We start from the raw sequence: 17,014 nt of genomic DNA on the forward strand, positions 1-17,014 counted from the left end.
CCAGTGTCGGGCATACCATGGAGTTTGATGGTGATGAATCGACACTGGCGCTTTTTTTAGGCGAAGTGTTTCACTTGTGTCTGTTCGTTTACAAAGTTCATCAGCCTTGAAATGAGTAACTTTTGTTATCGTAATATCAATACATAACAGACCGTAAACAAAGTGATGCTGTTCACGCTTTCTTGACTCCCAATTCTGAACTAGGAATTTTTCCTAGTTATTCTAAGACCCTCTCTCATGCGGTCGATTTTTAGACTCCTTATTATTTCACGGTCAACTAACAAAGAATGCATGGTCGCAATTATGCCGTGCAGACCTCATAAATAATAAGAGAGTTCACAATGTTAAAGTTCCTAGATCAGGTTCGAAAACCGACACTGGATCTTCCGGTCGAAACCAGAAGAAAAATGTGGTTTAAACCCTTCCTACAATCTTACCTAGTCGTGTTCATTGGCTATCTAACCATGTATTTGATCCGTAAGAACTTCAATGTCGCGCAAAACGACATGATTTCTACTTATGGGTTATCAATGACGGATCTAGGTCTTATCGGTCTTGGTTTCTCAATTACTTATGGTATTGGTAAAACCGTCGTTTCCTATTACGCCGATGGTAAAAATACCAAACAGTTCCTGCCATTCATGCTTGTCCTTTCTGGTATTGCCATGTTGGGCTTCAGCTTCAGTATGGGTGGCGGCAGCGCTAGCTTATTCATGATGGTTGCCTTCTACGCACTGAGTGGTTTTTTCCAAAGTACGGGTGGCCCTTCAAGTTACTCAACCATCACTAAATGGACGCCTCGCAATAAGCGTGGTTCATATTTAGGTCTTTGGAATATGTCACATAACGTGGGTGGTGCGGGTGCAGCTGGTGTTGCTCTGTTTGGCGCAAACTACCTATTTGATGGCAACGTAATTGGCATGTTTGTTTTCCCATCTATCATCGCGATTGTGGTTGGTTTCATTGGTATGCGCTTTGGTAACGACTCTCCAGAAGCATACGGCTTAGGTACGGTTGAAGAGTTGTTTGATGAAGAAATTAGCGAAGAAGATACTATCGCTGAAGAAAATCAAATGACCAAGAAAGAGATCTTTGTTGAATACATTCTAAAAAACAAAGTGATCTGGTTACTCTGCTTCGCGAATATCTTTTTATACATTGTTCGTATCGGTATCGATCAATGGTCTACCGTTTACGCGTATCAAGAGCTAGGTCTATCAAAGGAAACTGCGATTTCAGGCTTTACTCTGTTTGAAGTCGGTGCTCTGGTTGGTACATTGATGTGGGGTTATTTATCAGACCTTGCGAACGGACGTCGTGCTTTAGTTGCTTGTGTATCGCTTGGATTGATTATTGTCTCTCTAGAGTTCTACCAAAATGCAACGAGTGAGTTCATGTACCTAGCGTCACTATTCGTACTGGGCTTCCTAGTGTTCGGTCCTCAACTGTTGATTGGTGTTGCTGCAGTAGGTTTTGTACCTAAGAAAGCAATCAGTGTTGCTGACGGCGTGAAAGGCACATTTGCTTACCTAATTGGTGACAGCTTTGCCAAACTTGGTCTAGGTATGATTGCGGACGGAACGCCAATTTTCGGCTTAACGGGTTGGAAGGGGACATTCGCAGCACTCGATACGTCAGCTGCCATTTGTATCGTGTTATTGCTATTCGTTGCGGTTGCGGAAGAGAAGAAGATTCGTCACGCGAAGAAGATGCACCTAGCGGCTCAAAACGCGTAATTAGTCTCTCGTGCTTTATTTGATTAAAGCACGTGAGATCATACCAATCGTTAGTTCGATTCAGTATCATCTCTATCAATAAATTTAATAATAAATAGCTCCTGTCGGGGCTATTTTTCTTTCTTACTCTTAATTCTGGTTAATATCATGATTAATGTTGCGCTTGTTGATGACCACGTCATTGTTCGTTCGGGCTTTGCTCAATTACTCAGTCTTGAAACTGATATTACGGTCGTGGGTGAATTCAACTCTGCGGCAGAAGCGCGCCTCGGATTGCCAAGTTGTCACCCTGATGTCGTTATCTTGGATATTTCAATGCAGGATGAAAGTGGCTTGAGCTTATTGGAAGAAATTCCATCAGGCATTGCCAGTATCATGCTGAGCGTGCATGACTCTCCGGCAATGGTTGAGAAGTCATTAGAGTTAGGAGCCAAAGGTTATCTCAGCAAGCGCTGCAGCCCAGATGAGTTAATCCAAGCCGTACACACGAGCGCAAATGGTGGCTGTTATCTCACGCCCGATATCGCTATAAAGCTTGCGACACCAATGAAGAATAAAGCCTCTTTAAATCAACTCACCCGCAGAGAAAGCGAAGTGTGTCAGTTATTGGCAACGGGGCTCGATGTGAAATCTATCGCCGTTGAGCTAGGGGTTAGTCATAAAACGGTGCATGTACACCGTGCCAATGCGATGGACAAACTCAATGTTAAGAACAACGTTGAGTTAGCTAAATTGTTCACTCAAGATCAGTACTAATGCGCTCCTATCTAGCCACTTCACTATGTGGGGTTTTTATGGCTGGCTGTGCATGGTTTTGTTTATGGGTTATTGCCTTCTATTTTATTAATGACCCTGAGTTAGCCATTCTGCTTTTCCCATTCTCACTTCGATTGGGAATGACGCTGCACACTCGCAATCACTATTGGCCTGCTATCTATATTGCAGAGTGGGGACTTGCGATCGCGTTAGCGTTATTGCTTGATGAACCCCAATGGCTGACCATACTAGTCGCCAGTGGATTAAGTATTCCTGCCACTCTATTTGCCAAGCGTTATTACTATGGTGATCAAAATCGTCACTTGTTAGTGATGGCGAGCTTAATCATGGTTACCGCATTAATTAACGTTGCCGTGGTGGATTCTCATGTTCCAGCCGTTTACATGGTGTGGTTAGCGAGTATCACGGGTGGATTGATGCTGGTACCTATGTGTTATCTGGTCTGGAACTATCTATTCCAAAATAAGTGGGCGCCACTGAGCTCTTACTTAATCCATAATGTTGTAGAGTTCAAAATCCGTCACATCGCTTTATACAGTGTGTTGCTGGTGGCCAGTATTTTGATACAAACCAGCTTGCCTGATGAACTAAGGCGCTTCGCCCCATTTTGTATGGCGATCCCTATTATCTTGCTGGCCGTACGTTACGGATGGCAAGGCGCTTTACTGGCGACCCTGTTAAACAGTGTTGCGCTGATTGCTGCTCATAGCGGAACGTCCAAACTCGAAATTACCGACTTACTCTTGTCTCTATCGGCTCAAACTATTACCGGTATATTGCTGGGCCTTGCGGTTCAAAAGCAGAAAGATCTCAACTCCAAATTGCGAAGCGAGCTTTCCAGAAACCAAAACCTTTCACGCCAGCTAATAACAGCTGAAGAGTCGGTTCGTCGTGATATTGCGCGTGAGCTGCATGATGAAATTGGCCAAAACATCACGGCAATTCGTACGCAGGCAAGCATTATTAAACGTGTCGATGCGGCTGAGATGAGCGTTCGCTGTGCGGGGACGATTGAGTCATTGTCTTTGAATGTTTATGACACCACCAAACGTCTACTTACAAAACTAAGACCTAAGATGTTGGACGATCTTGACCTAAAAGATTCTGTGGAACAGCTTATTCGAGAGATGGAGTTTTCGGATCATGGCGTTGATATCCAGTTAAATTGGCAAGGTGATTACTCGTGTTTGAGTGACACGCTCAAGGTCACTATCTTCAGGCTGTGCCAAGAATCCTTAAACAACGCCTCTAAATACGCCAACGCGAGCGAAATCAGAATTGAACTGATTCTAGGTGACCAGGCTTATCTTCAGGTATCAGATAATGGCATTGGTTTTACAGCGCAAGATCTTCTCAAAGGAATGGGGGTTCGCGGTATGCAAGAGCGTGTTCAGGCGCTCGGCGGCAAGATGACAATCAACGCTAATGGCTCGTCTTCGGGTACCAATATCAGCGTTACATTACCCAAAGTGTGAGAACGAATATGTTTGGATTTCTGCGCTCAACAACGTCCAAGAGTGATGCTCTGACAGATGATGAAGTCAATCAGAGTTATCGCTACTGGCGCCTCCACATCATGATAGGAATGTATGTCGGCTATGCAGGTTTTTACTTCACTCGTAAAACCTTTAATTATGCCGCGCCAGCCATGATCACCGACCTTGGTTTGGACAAAGGCGATATCGGCTTAATTGGCACGCTCTTTTATCTTTCTTATGGCTTATCGAAATTTATATCAGGCACGATATCGGATCGGTCGAACCCGCGTTACTTCATGGGGCTCGGCCTAATCGCGACAGGTTTGATCAATATCGCGTTTGGCTTTTCTAGTTCGTTGGCGGCTTTTATCTCGCTGTGGGTACTGAACGCATGGTTCCAAGGTTGGGGCTGGCCATCGTGTTCCAAGTTATTGACGACTTGGTATTCTCGCTCCGAAAGAGGCTTTCGCTGGGCTATATGGAATACAGCACACAACGTTGGTGGGGCGCTAATTCCTATTCTCGTGGGTTATCTAACGCTGCAATTCAGTTGGCGGGCTGGGTTTATCTGGCCGGGTGTGATTGGTGTATTTATCGGTCTTATCGTTTGCTGGCGCTTACGTGACAAGCCCACCACCATGGGACTCCCGACGGTAGGGAAGTGGCGCAGTGACCATCTAGAGTTGGCGCAAGAGAACCATGGACAAGGGTTAAGCTATCGAGAAATATTGAAAACCTATGTGTTCAGCAATAAGTACATTTGGTTGCTCGCCTTTAGCTATGTGCTGGTTTACATCGTAAGAACGGCGGTTAACGACTGGGGTAACTTATACTTAACCGAAGAACACAATTACAGTTTGATAAACGCCAACGCTGCCTTGTCTCTGTTTGAGATTGGCGGTTTCGTTGGTTCACTTGTTGCTGGGTGGGGCTCGGATAGGCTGTTTGGTGGCAACCGCGGTCCAATGAACATCTTGTTTGCCATCGGCATATTTCTTTCAGTTTCAGCATTGTGGTTAATGCCTTTAACCAACTTTGTGTTTCAAGCGGCTGGGCTGTTTTGTGTCGGCTTTTTTGTTTTTGGTCCTCAAATGCTTATTGGCATGGCGGCGGCAGAATGCTCGCACAAAGACTCTGCTGGGGCGGCGACAGGTTTTGTTGGCTTGTTTGCTTACATGGGTGCAGCACTTTCTGGTTACCCATTAGCGCTCGTTCTAGAAACTTATGGCTGGAGTGGATTCTTCATTACCATCTCGACTTGTGCGGCCGTTATTGGCTTGCTGCTACTGCCTTTCCTACAAGCTCAATCACCTCAGAAAAGTGCAGAGGCTCGCTCTGGTTTTTAAGGGGCTTCTTCGTCAATAAGATAGCTGCTAATGGTCCTCTGGTTATTGTGCAGCTATCCTATCTTCAGCGTTTTTTATACGTAGCATTCAAATGTGACTCTTTTCACGCTTTTCATCGTTCTCACCCGTTTCTAAGAATTTTTCCTATTGCGTCTAAGACCTCATCTCATGTGGGTTCTAGCTGCTCTCTGTAGTCTTTCTAATTATTTACGTTATTAGAAATCAGCTCTCTGAATTGTGTTCAAAGAGCTCACTACGGAAAACGCCATGTCACTCAGTCACTTCTCAGAACACTCATTTTTCCCAATGGAAAACACCATCCAAAATTATGCATGGGGGAGCATTTCTTCGATACGTGAGCTGTTTGGCTTTAAGAATGAGACACAAGAGCCGCAAGCGGAAGTTTGGATGGGAGCGCATCCGAAGGGTTGCTCAATGGTTAAGCTTGACCAACATTTGGTGCCTCTCTCTGAGCTGATTAACAAGAATAAACCCGCTTATCTATCAAGCGATATTGCGCAGGAGTTCGGTGAACTGCCGTTCTTGTTTAAGATCTTGGCTGCAGAAAAAGCTTTGTCTGTTCAGGTTCACCCAAACAAGCGCCAAGCTGAAATTGGCTTTGCTAGAGAAGAGCAAGCAAGAATCCCCCTAAACGCAGGGCACCGTAATTACAAAGACTCTAACCACAAACCTGAATTGGTTTACGCGATCACTGAATACCAAGCGATGAATGGCTTTCGAGAATTCGATGAAATATTAGGTCTGTTCAGAAAGTTGGATTCGAGCGAGCTGGCTGGTTTGGTTGAAGAGTTTGGTAACCACCTTGATTCTCTAGGTTTAGAAGCATTTTTCCGCGATCTGCTAACGCTAAATGACCAACGTAAACACCGAGCATTAGAGCAACTTCTGACTTACGCAGCATCTCATCAAGACCAAGCTGAGTTTGCTTTGGTTACTGAGCTTAGCCATCAGTACCCGAACGATATCGGTTTGTTTTGTGTTCTGCTGCTTAACTTGATCACACTAAAGCCAGGTGAAGCTATGTATTTGAATGCGAACACTCCGCATGCTTACATTAAGGGAACCGGGCTTGAGATTATGGCAAATTCAGACAACGTGCTCCGAGCCGGTTTAACGCCAAAACACATTGATGTCGCTGAGTTAGTCGCCTGCACAAAATTCACGCCAATTCCGTTCGAACGCTTGTTGTTGGCGCCCTCAAAACTGGGGCAATGTGATAACTATGATATTCCTGTCAGTGATTTTGATTTCAATATCTTTCATCGCCCTCATCAAGAAGAAGTCATCACAAGCGGTGCTGAAATTTTAATGGCGATAGACGATGATTTAACGTTGATGAGTCAGAAAGGTGAGCATTTAACCCTTACTAAAGGGCAATCGGTATTTATCCCAGCCTATATTGGCCATTATGAATTGAGCAGCAACGGGCGAGTGGCTAGGGCGTTTAATTAGGGGAATAGCTGTCGTCTAACATTAGAAAGCTTTCGGGCTTTGGGTATGCGGTAAAGTCGTAGAGATATTAGTAAGAATGAACATTTCATAACAATAAGAGCTCTTCGAATCAGAAAACAAACGTTTTCATAGGTTGACTAATAAATGCAAACTGAAACAATAAGTCGCATTTATAGAAGTGTGTTGATCTAAAGGAAATTTGATGAGCTCTTATTCTCACGTTCGCAGTTACGCCAGTTTATTCAGTGTCTTATCGTTGGCGGTTACGTCAGCTCCGAGTGCCGCTGATATATCAACAACGCCCGTCATTGGTGGCGTTTTTAGCTCCAGTGAAGTGTTGAAAAATGAGGTGCTTTCAAGCCTAAGTTATTCAGCCAAACTCACTCGTGATGCAGCTCTTTTCACGATTGGTGGCGTTACATTAGATGCGTATATTCTCGCTCTCCCTTTAGATGTCAAAACAAAAGCCAGAGTCGTTGCTCAGTTATCTAACCCGACGTACTCAATTCCTCTGGGTTATTTTCTCTATAGTTATTACGACCGCTATTCAGGCTTGGGCAGTGAAGATGTGTTCAAATCTTACTTGTCGACGGTTTATGATAAGCAGGCGCTAAAGGGCTTTGAACATAGCCTCTATCATGTTGGAGATAAGCCAACCTCAGAGCATCACGAGCCAGATACCTCGACTGAAGCAACGGGACATCATGAAGGTATTCGTATCGATGAACAGTTCATTGCTAACATGGTGGTTATCTACGATGCGTTATTCGAAATTGGTGTTTGGCAGGATATGGACACGCTCCCTGCGAATTACACATACTTAACCAATAGCCCTGAAGATCTAGCGATCATCGCTCAGATTCAACCGATCATCGTTGATTTGATCGGTAAAGCGGCATTGGGAATGGATGAGGGTGACATGAAGTCTGCAATGTTAGCGATTGCAGAAGATGGCAAACCAGAAAACGCTGATAAGCCGAATAACAAAGCACAAGCCCTTACCATCACTCTCATTGATTTTGTACGCTTAAACTTGCTTAAAGCCTACCGACAGTTTGTGTTTAAAGAAGAACGTGCAGAAGCGCTCGATGATTGGATGCAACAAGCGTTCAGTGACCAGCCTGATGCGCTAATACAATTCTTAGAATCCCAACAGCACAAACGTTTTGCGGTCCAAGTGACCGTCGATGGTTTACAGCAAGGGTTGCTCGAAGGCTTGGTCGATGAAAATTCACCTTTCATTTCGGTTGCTTATCAGAATCATAAAAACCGAGCGCAATATAAACCTCAGCTAGAAAAAGTGATTGAACCTGAACACCAACAACAGGTGAGGTTCATGGAAGTTCTGTCAGAACAAACCTACCGTGATCCGAATTATCTTCCGTTCTTCAAAAAACTTTATCAAGAGAATCGAAATAATATAAGCCGAGTGGGTATCTCTTCTACTCCGACGATCAGCGTACGCAACCTACCGATCATTAAAACGGGCGCAAAAGTATCGGGGCAAGGTGGCACTGGTATCCCTAATTTCCACTTTGTTGACCGAGAGATCGACCGAGCGTATTACTTCTTCGGTAATGATGCCCTACAGCTGGATGTGTTGATGGCAAACAACAAGGTGCAAACCATGTTTGATCGCCTTGATTACCTCAAAACGCTGAACTGCAACGCTCAATATGATTGGAATGCTCACACCACTTACGATGGGCTAGTAAACCTAGGTTTGGGTGAGTCACTGCGTGATTATGGTGAGAAACGCTGCGTTAAAGAGCTTCAAGAACGTTCAGAAGTCGAAGTGGTTTTGCAAGAAAAGCGTCAAGCCTTGATTGAAGATATTGAAGCGTATCAGTCTATATCTGGCTTTGATTTTTTCACTAAGTTTTCAAAGAGAGCTCAGGTTAAACAATTGATTACTCAGTTTGCCGAGTTAGATGGAAAAGGGATGCCCGACTACACCTTGGTTTATAATCCATGGCCGGATCACTTCGCACACTTTACCGGTCCTTTTAGTGACGAAATTCTGATGCCGACTGGAGAGCTTAACCGACTGGACTATTGGATTCGCCAGATTGAAGCGACCTACCGCAGTGCCGGCGTTTACGATAAAACGCTATGGGGCATGGCAGGAGATCATGGTTTAACGCCAGTGTTCTACGCGCTCAACCCCGAAAAGCAGGTATTCGAAGGCTTACAAGCAGAGCTAGAGTATCCAATTGTGGTTAAGAAAATATCTTCAGACGAGGGGGAAGGACCTAAAATCACCAATGCCCTAAGCTACCCAAGCTCGAAAGAATTGGATGTGGTGGTCGCCTCGACGGCTGGTGGTAACTTCATGATGGATTTCTTTAATTCGGCTCAAGGGTGGCAGGTTCAGCCTGTTTACCAAGAACTCACGCAGTGGTCTCCGATTGCAGCGTCAGCTGGTCAGAACATAGACATCATTAATCAGATAGCGCAACGCTTGCCTGAAAGTCTTGATTATATGGTCGTAAGAGAAAGCACATGTGATCAACAACGTTGCGCTGTTCGTGTGATTGGCAACCGTGATTTAAAACGGGTCGATGAATTGATCACACGTGAAGGTGACAAGCTTTTCTATGAGTCATTGGAAGACAATCGAGCGCCGATTTTGCTCAATACGCAAAGGTTAAATCCATACCTAGCATCACCAAGCGAAGCTGATTTTTCACAATATTCTCAATTGGTCGACAAGTGTATTAACCGAGCGGTTAAAGCGGATGTGACAACGTGGTGTAGCAGTGCTGAGTGGACTTCATTGACGCAGCCAACACCTCGACCAGATTCAGTGAATCAACTGTCTAATATCTACCTTGAAGATAGGGCTGGCACGGTTAACTTGTTCCCTAAAGCGGGAATTGGCTACAACACCAAGGTACCGGGGCGTCATGCTGGTGAGGATTACTTAGAGAAAGATGCCTTCATCGGATTCTGGGGAGCGCCAATTGGCGATAAGTCTCAGCAATTGAAAATCGAAGCTAACGGATCTTTAGCGCCAACGCTGTTTGAGTATTTGACCGGAGAACCTGTGGTCGAAGGCGAGAACGGTTGGGGTTTTCCGTCGTTGATTGAGAAATTAGATATTTCAAGCGCGCGCTAAAGTAAACGCTCTCTACCTACTCGCTATCTGTATTTTCTCTATGGTTAGCGAGGCTGAGAGTTAGCTAGGTTGAGAGCCAATCCCACAAAATCATCATCTCCTTCATCAACAACTCGGTAGCCAAGTGAACGATAAAAGCTAATGGCGCGAGTGTTACTTCTAAAGCTCGACAAGGTGACTTGCTCACGTCGCTCTTCCGTGGCTCTCTTATGTATGAGAGTCATGACTTGCTTGCCAAGTGAGCGGCCTTGGTTTTGAGGGAAAATGATCAGCAGATGAATATGGTATGCGTTGTCATAAGGCTTAAAACACACAAGTCCAATCCTCTCTTCTCCTCGGTATATCCAATGAAACCAAGAGGGGTGGTAATCGTTTAAAAGTCGCTTACGTTGGAAGTCGTCGTCCCACACGAAAACGTTATCTACGTGTATGAAAAGACCTTGTTTAACACACGTAAACCGTTCTTCGAATTCAGAATTTGAAACGAGCTGGAATTGTATATTCTCTTCTTGTCTTGCCACAGTGTCCGCTTCCTTATCAAACGCCTTTGAATAAGCAAACAGTAACATAATTGAAGAAGCCGAATTAGCTTAGATTTGCGATGTGATGAAACCAAAAAGCCATGCGTGATGCATGGCTTAGAATAAAGTCTTGGACTGATTTTTCTATACGATCTTAAGTGCGTGGTGGCGCGTGAGCTGTTTGTGTAGCGAGTCTTTTAGCTCCATGCGTTCTACTTTGAGATTGTGCATGCTGTCGTCATCGATAGGGCTGCCAGAGATTTCTAGCTGACGGATGTCGTAGTCAAGTTGGTGGTACTTCTGCATGTCTGCTTTGAATTTTTCGTCGTCGTGGTTTAGCTGAACAATGTCTAATTTAAGATCTGGGAAATCTAAGATAAAGGCATGGTTTTCATTGAGCATTGGCACTTCCTCTCTAGTCGAATTATTAACAGTATAGAAGTAATTTTTCGAAAGAAATGTGGCTCAAAACACAAAGCGAGAACAGGATCAAAAAAGGGCATTGGCGTTCCATTATGGATTCGCTGATGCCCTTTGTTATTTTAGTAATATTAAAAACTACTTCGCTTTCTTACCAGAGCGTTGCTGCTCTTTGTGTGCAAGCTTTTCTTTCTTACGTTGATCGATAAGGTGAGCAGCATCGCCGCCTACGTGGGTTTCGCCACGAGCATTCGACAGTTGAACTTGCTTTTCACGTTCACGGAAACGCGCTTTCTGCTCATCGCTGTGCTTATCAACACACTTAGGGCAGCTTACGCCTTTCTCAAAGTGCTCAGACGCTTTGTCTTCGTCAGTGATTGGCAAACGACATGCGTTACACACATCGTAACCGCTCTTCTCTAGCTGGTGGTTAACTGCAACACGACCGTCAAATACGTAGCAGTCGCCTTCCCACATGCTCTCTTCTTCTGGTACTTCTTCTAGGTACTTAAGAATGCCGCCTTCAAGGTGGTAAACCTCATCAAAGCCTTGCTCTTTCATGTAGGCTGTTGATTTTTCGCAACGAATACCGCCAGTACAGAACATCGCAACTTTCTTGTGCTTCTTAGGATCAAGATTTTCTTCAACGTATTGAGGGAATTCACGGAAGGTTTCTGTGTTTGGGTTTACAGCATTTTTGAATGTGCCGATGTCCACTTCGTAGTCGTTACGGGTATCAACCAGAATTACATCAGGATCAGAAATCAGAGCGTTCCACTCGTTTGGTTTCACGTAAGTGCCGACAACGTGGCGTGGGTCGATACCCTCAACGCCCATGGTTACGATCTCTTTCTTAAGCTTAACCTTGGTGCGGTTGAATGGTTGTTCTTCGTTGAACGACTCTTTGTAAACAACATCAGCCAAACGAGAATCTTGTTTGAACCATTTAAGAAGAGCGTCGATAGATTCGCGCTTACCTGCAACGGTGCCGTTGATACCTTCATTCGCAAGTAGCAAAGTACCGCGGATTTGGTTAGCTTCTAACACGTCAGTGAGTGGCTGGCGAATTTCTTGGTAATCATCAAGTGCTACGAATTTATACAAAGCACATACAACATATTGAGACATGGTTTTTCCTTTCTGCGAGCTGGAACGTAAATCCAGAGCGGTTGCCTTTTATGATACAGACTGAGTTCGATTTACTCAGGTTTGCCCATATTGGCTAATTAAAATCCGCCGCAGTATAACCAAGCCAAGGAAGGACAAAAACCAACCAAAAGTAGGGCTATTTAGCATTATTACCAGTGTGGTTTTAGGTGTGTGGAGGTGGTAGCTATTTGATAAGCAGTTTTAGCTCAGATAAGTAGTGATATCTTGTTGTTTATTGAATATTTGGCTACGAACTTATGTTGTATCTCATTTCAATGAGCTGGTGTTCCCCGACGATTTCTACTTCACGAATGAACTCAAAGCCAAACTTTTCATAGTAATTCTTTAGGTATTGATGGGCGTGGATTTCAATTACTTTAGCACCATGTTCAGAGGCATGTTTTAGAAGTGCCGTGACAATTTCAGATGCGATACCAGATCCTCGATAAGGCTGTAGAACAGCAACACGCGCCATAGTTGAGCGTCCTGATTCATCAATGTGCAAGCGTGCAGTCGCGACTAAATTATCTTCATCGGTGATGAGTGCATGATGTGAGACAGGATCGAGCCCATCAAGATCCAATATGTGCGGTATGCCTTGTTCAACAACGAAGACTTGATGACGAATGGATTGTACTTTCATTATCAATTCAGGGTTGTTACCAATCACCACTTCCATTTATTGCTCCATGCTGTCTAACTAATGCTTTGAAAACACTCTATTTGAGAGGCTGTTCGTTTGTGACTTGCCTTTAAACTAAGGCTTTTGAATAGCTACTTGTCTCTATATCAATGATCTCTACGGTCAGCGAAGCATTGGATAGTGGAAGAGTCAGTAATTGATCCAAAATGGACTTGGAGAGCATCGTTTTAATGCTTTCGTTACGCCCAGACAAAATACGCACAGAGACATGCACGAAGTCTTCTTTTACTTCACCAGTTTGGTAATGCTGGTAGGCAAGGCTGCGTACTTTGATGTCTTCTCCTGTTGGTGAGAACAACTGAGATTCCATCGCGCCGAGAAACACTTTCTGATTGAGTTGCTGACCATCAATAGTGGATGAGTGTTCGATAATACAATGAGGCAAACTGAAGTCCTTTCTGTGTTTTATAGCGACCTAAAATTAAGGCCAATGTGACTCTCTTGTTGAGAATGACATTGGCCCTTAATGCTGATTCGTTGCGGCTTTCTCGGCAATAAGCCGATCAGGCTATCACCAAAGCGGTCAGTATCGTCAGCGATTACGCTTGGTTAAGTACTTCCGCTAAGCGTTTCACCGCTTCTGTTAATTCTTCTGGGTTGGCGTTGGTGAAGTTTAAGCGCAGTGCAGCTTTAGCTTCATCAGCCTTTGGATAGAATACAGGGCTTGGTACAACCGCGACGCCATTCGATAGCAAAGTCTTAGCTAATTCGAAGGTATCGCACTCTGGGATCTCAACCCAAATGAACATCCCGCCATCTACGGCTTTTAACACACAATCTGCAGGCAGTTGTTTTTCTAGCTCTGAAAACAACACTTCATAACGAGACTTGTACAGTGTGCGAATGTTTTCCATATGTACGTTGAAGTCTTCATGTTTCAGAAGACCGACAAGCAGCGCTTGCATGGGTACACTTGAGTGCAAGTCAGCGCCTTGTTTCACTTTGATCAGTGGCTCAAGGTAGCTGCGTTTGCCTGTTACCGCGCCAATACGTAGACCTGGCGATGCAATCTTAGAGAATGAACGAAGAACGATAGAGTTATCAGGGCAGAACGAAGAAACCAACGGCAGTTCCGTACCTGTGAAACGTAGCTCACGGTATGGTGCATCTTCAATGAATGCCACGTTGTATTTGATACACAGCTCAGCCACTTTTTGACGAGTTTCTGTTGCCCAGCACACACCGGTCGGGTTGTGGAAATCAGGCACGGCATAGAACATTTTTGGCGCTTGCTCGGCAAAGCATGTTTCCAGTTCATCTAAGTTCGGGCCAAATTCAGTTTGAGACACGGTAGCGATGTTTGCTTGAACTAGGCCAAACACCTGCATCGCACCTAAGTAGCTTGGCGCTTCCATCACAACCACATCACCCGGGTCAACATACGCACGCGCAATCAAATCCAAACCTTGCTGAGAGCCAGTACAAATCATTGCCGTGTGAGATTCTGGCAATTGGTAGCTTTGTGTTAGGTGATCAAGCAACGGGCCATAACCGGCGGTCGAGCCGTATTGGAAAACTTCAGGCATGTTCGCTAGGTTTTCTAGCGTAGGCTTCATTAAATCGATAGGGAATGTTTTCGCATCGGGTAAACCACCGGCCAACGAAATAACATTAGGATCGCTTGCGGCTGCGAGGATCTCTCGAATGTATGAAGATTGAATCTGTTGTAATGACTGTGCGATTTCCATGTGTTGTGTCTCGTCGTTTATCGTTTTTATTCTATCGCTTGATATTACACGGCAATTGTAAAAACTGGCGTGTCCGTTTATGCTCTTAAACATGTCCATTTATGCTATTTGAACGATGTCACGACAACACATATCCCGAATCAATGATGTTTTGTTCCATATTCACCAAGACATCAGTCAGCCTTTGTCGGCAAAAGCGCTCTCTGAGATTGCTGCGTATTCAGAGCAACACTTTCATCGCACGTTCAAAAGTGTGGTTGGGGAGTCGTTGCATCAATACATTCGACGCACTCGAATGGAGTATGCGGCTAATCAATTGATGTTCGATACCAGCTCGTCTGTGGTTGAGATCGCCCATAAATGTGGCTTTAGCTCTGTGTCTTCGTTTAGCCGAGCATTTAAAGCGACCTTTAATATGTCGCCCGGAGAATGGCGTAAGCATGATTTACAGATTGCAGAAAAACCTTACCTGAAAGATCCCGAAGTGGCGGCAGGCTATTTGAATGTGTCGCAGCGGGAGTTACCGGAACCTAAAATTGCTGAAGTATCAGACCGAATGGCAGCTTATGTTCGACATACTGGCTATAACCGATCCATTCGTAATGCGTGGTTGATATTGAAAGCATGGGCGAACTCTGAACAGCGTGATTTTTCGAGTCAGTTCGGCTTGCATCACTCTAACCCTGCTTGGGTTGAAATGGATCAGTGTCGTTATGTAGCGTGCATCGCGATTGATGAGCCGATTAAGTATCGCAGTGTCGTGAACCAAATGGTGATTCCAGGCGGTTTGCATGCCGTATTTCGACTTAATGGTCGTTATGGTGAGCTGCTACCACAGATCAGTATGGTATTGGAAAAATGGTTGCCGGCTTCTGGTTTCAAACAGCGTTCGACTCCTGCGTATGTGCATTATCATCGGAACCATTTTCTCAATAGTGATGAAGTGTTTGAGCTTGATTTCTACCTCCCTGTGAGTTTTTACTGAGCCTTTATCAGGCTAACTAATGAATTGGCTCGGTAATTGGTTTTGTTGTTTTTTATCGAGCGTGGCTTTACTCATTTGTTGTGGCTAATTTGCTCACTCAATGGCTGAAAGGCATCTTATGTTGGTGATGTAATGAAGAGAAAGCTTGTTGATAATTTACCTTAGTAATTAATGACAACGTACGGATTAAGCGATAGCATTCCGTTCTAATTGCAAATAATTCTTAATATCACTCGATAGAATATATGACCATTACCCATAAAGATTATCTGAAAATCGCCTTCCCCTTCATCATCTCTACGGTGACACAGCCTCTGCTTGGTGCTGTCGATACCGCTGTAATTGGGCAACTTGGCATTGCTGAATTGATTGGTGGCGTGGCGATCGGCACCATCATTATGAACACCATGTATTGGCTGTTTGGTTTTTTCCGTGTTAGTACCACGGGACAAAGTGCGATGGCACTGGGCAAAGGGAATCGTTCTGATTTAGCGGGCAGCTTGATGCGTCCGTTCGTATTGTCTGGTTTGGTGGGTTTGATCTTTATCTTAATACAACCACTCATCTGGCAAGGCGCGATGTGGGTGATAGAACCTGAAGCGAAAGTGGCTGAGCACGCGCATATCTACTTCAGTATTTTGATTTATGGTGCACCTTTTGTACTGCTCAACTACACCATTATTGGTTGGTTAATGGGGCAGGCGAAAGCCAAAGAAGTTCTTTACACACAAGTGTTTGGTAACGTGTTGAACATTGTATTGGATGCGGTGTTTGTACTTTATTTCGACTTGGGTGTTGCGGGTGTGGCCTACGCAAGTTTGATTGCACAAGTCACCACCTTCGCTATTGGTATGACACTGGTGATTAAGACCAGCAATATCTCGATCTCTGAGTTCCTACAAGGTTCGAAGATGACCAAGAAAGACCTATCGACAATCATCTCTTCAAATACTGATCTCTTACTTCGTACCATCTGTATTTTAGTTTTCTTCAACATGATGGCGCGTACTGGTTCTAAACTGGGTGCCGATGTTCTGGCTGCTAACGCGATCTTGATGCAGGTGACCTTCATTGTCAGTTACATGTTTGACGGCATTGCCAATGCATCGAGTGTGTTCGCGGGTAAAGCGGTAGGTCAGAAAAACCCTTCAATGTTGAATCGTGTATTAAGACTTAACTTCCAATGGACGGCGAGCTTTATTGCCGCACTGACCTTCCTCACCTTGGTATTCAAAGACAGCATTGTCTTCTTGTTTACCGATATCCCAACGCTTGTCGCTCTATATCAAGAGATGGCTCCGTGGTTGATTGTGTTCCCGCTGGTGTCTGGCTTTGGCTTAACGGTTTACGGCATCTTTACCGGAACGGGTACCACGCGTCCGGTTAGGGACTCTAGCATCGCTACTTTGTTGGTATTTTTAGCGGTACAGGCATTATCAATCGATATGTGGGGCAATCATGGTTTGTGGTTGGCGTTTACCTTGTTTTATCTTGGACGTATTGCATTCTTGTATCCGTTCATCGCACAAGTTAAGCAGAAGTGTCTTCCAACAGAAGGTGCATCCGCGGCGTGTCATTAGGTTAGAAGCACAGTCGTTCTTGCCAGTAGCTTTGAAAGCG

Annotated in this window: 14 protein-coding genes; 8 read left to right on the forward strand and 6 right to left on the reverse strand. The window is 44.6% G+C overall.

Features of this window, described 5'->3' with window-relative positions; all coding sequences use genetic code 11:
* Nucleotides 1-341: 341 nt before the first annotated feature.
* The 6 genes from uhpT (at nucleotide 342) to OCU90_RS24655 (ending at nucleotide 9,928) form a co-directional block, all read left to right on the forward strand.
* Nucleotides 342-1,736: a hexose-6-phosphate:phosphate antiporter gene (gene uhpT, locus OCU90_RS24630; RefSeq protein ID WP_004732760.1), complete on the forward strand. Its 1,395-nt coding sequence runs from the start codon at nucleotides 342-344 to the stop codon at nucleotides 1,734-1,736.
* 147 nt (nucleotides 1,737-1,883) lie between these two features.
* On the forward strand, nucleotides 1,884-2,492 hold the full coding sequence (gene uhpA, locus OCU90_RS24635; protein ID WP_004732761.1) for a transcriptional regulator UhpA: 609 nt from the start codon (nucleotides 1,884-1,886) through the stop codon (nucleotides 2,490-2,492).
* A 38-nt stretch (nucleotides 2,493-2,530) separates the two neighbouring features.
* The gene (gene uhpB, locus OCU90_RS24640; protein ID WP_240513371.1) at nucleotides 2,531-3,988 is read left to right on the forward strand and encodes a signal transduction histidine-protein kinase/phosphatase UhpB; all 1,458 of its coding nucleotides are present in this window, start codon (nucleotides 2,531-2,533) and stop codon (nucleotides 3,986-3,988) included.
* Nucleotides 3,989-3,996: 8 nt separating this feature from the next.
* The gene (gene uhpC, locus OCU90_RS24645; RefSeq protein WP_054541954.1) at nucleotides 3,997-5,337 is read left to right on the forward strand and encodes an MFS transporter; all 1,341 of its coding nucleotides are present in this window, start codon (nucleotides 3,997-3,999) and stop codon (nucleotides 5,335-5,337) included.
* Between the two features lie 267 nt (nucleotides 5,338-5,604).
* Entirely contained in the window at nucleotides 5,605-6,810 is a 1,206-nt protein-coding gene (gene manA, locus OCU90_RS24650) for a mannose-6-phosphate isomerase, class I (RefSeq protein WP_061021228.1), read from the forward strand.
* A 202-nt stretch (nucleotides 6,811-7,012) separates the two neighbouring features.
* On the forward strand, nucleotides 7,013-9,928 hold the full coding sequence (locus OCU90_RS24655) for an alkaline phosphatase family protein (protein ID WP_061021230.1): 2,916 nt from the start codon (nucleotides 7,013-7,015) through the stop codon (nucleotides 9,926-9,928).
* A 44-nt stretch (nucleotides 9,929-9,972) separates the two neighbouring features.
* On the opposite strand, the gene OCU90_RS24660 is transcribed toward OCU90_RS24655, so the two are convergent.
* The 6 genes from OCU90_RS24660 to OCU90_RS24685 form a co-directional block, all read right to left on the reverse strand.
* Entirely contained in the window at nucleotides 9,973-10,497 is a 525-nt protein-coding gene (locus OCU90_RS24660; RefSeq protein ID WP_061021232.1) for a GNAT family N-acetyltransferase, read from the reverse strand.
* 96 nt (nucleotides 10,498-10,593) lie between these two features.
* On the reverse strand, nucleotides 10,594-10,851 hold the full coding sequence (locus tag OCU90_RS24665; protein ID WP_009846137.1) for a YdcH family protein: 258 nt from the start codon (nucleotides 10,849-10,851) through the stop codon (nucleotides 10,594-10,596).
* Between the two features lie 156 nt (nucleotides 10,852-11,007).
* Nucleotides 11,008-11,997, reverse strand: a complete 990-nt coding sequence (gene trhO / locus OCU90_RS24670) for an oxygen-dependent tRNA uridine(34) hydroxylase TrhO (protein WP_061021236.1) — start codon at nucleotides 11,995-11,997, stop codon at nucleotides 11,008-11,010.
* Nucleotides 11,998-12,265: 268 nt separating this feature from the next.
* Complete coding sequence (locus OCU90_RS24675) at nucleotides 12,266-12,697, reverse strand: GNAT family N-acetyltransferase (RefSeq protein WP_061021237.1); 432 nt, start codon at nucleotides 12,695-12,697, stop codon at nucleotides 12,266-12,268.
* Nucleotides 12,698-12,770: 73 nt separating this feature from the next.
* Nucleotides 12,771-13,106 carry a 5-carboxymethyl-2-hydroxymuconate Delta-isomerase gene (locus tag OCU90_RS24680; RefSeq protein ID WP_055319204.1) on the reverse strand — a complete coding sequence of 112 codons (336 nt, stop codon included), beginning with the start codon at nucleotides 13,104-13,106 and terminating at the stop codon, nucleotides 12,771-12,773.
* A 154-nt stretch (nucleotides 13,107-13,260) separates the two neighbouring features.
* Complete coding sequence (locus OCU90_RS24685) at nucleotides 13,261-14,409, reverse strand: aminotransferase-like domain-containing protein (protein ID WP_017082999.1); 1,149 nt, start codon at nucleotides 14,407-14,409, stop codon at nucleotides 13,261-13,263.
* Nucleotides 14,410-14,524: 115 nt separating this feature from the next.
* Here OCU90_RS24685 and OCU90_RS24690 point away from each other — a divergent pair, with 115 nt between their 5' ends.
* On the forward strand, nucleotides 14,525-15,394 hold the full coding sequence (locus OCU90_RS24690) for an AraC family transcriptional regulator (protein ID WP_061021239.1): 870 nt from the start codon (nucleotides 14,525-14,527) through the stop codon (nucleotides 15,392-15,394).
* A gap of 245 nt (nucleotides 15,395-15,639) precedes the next feature.
* Nucleotides 15,640-16,974: an MATE family efflux transporter gene (locus OCU90_RS24695; protein WP_061021241.1), complete on the forward strand. Its 1,335-nt coding sequence runs from the start codon at nucleotides 15,640-15,642 to the stop codon at nucleotides 16,972-16,974.
* The last annotated feature ends 40 nt before the right edge of the window (nucleotides 16,975-17,014 follow it).

Source organism: Vibrio splendidus, from assembly GCF_024347615.1.
Lineage (GTDB): Bacteria > Pseudomonadota > Gammaproteobacteria > Enterobacterales > Vibrionaceae > Vibrio > Vibrio splendidus.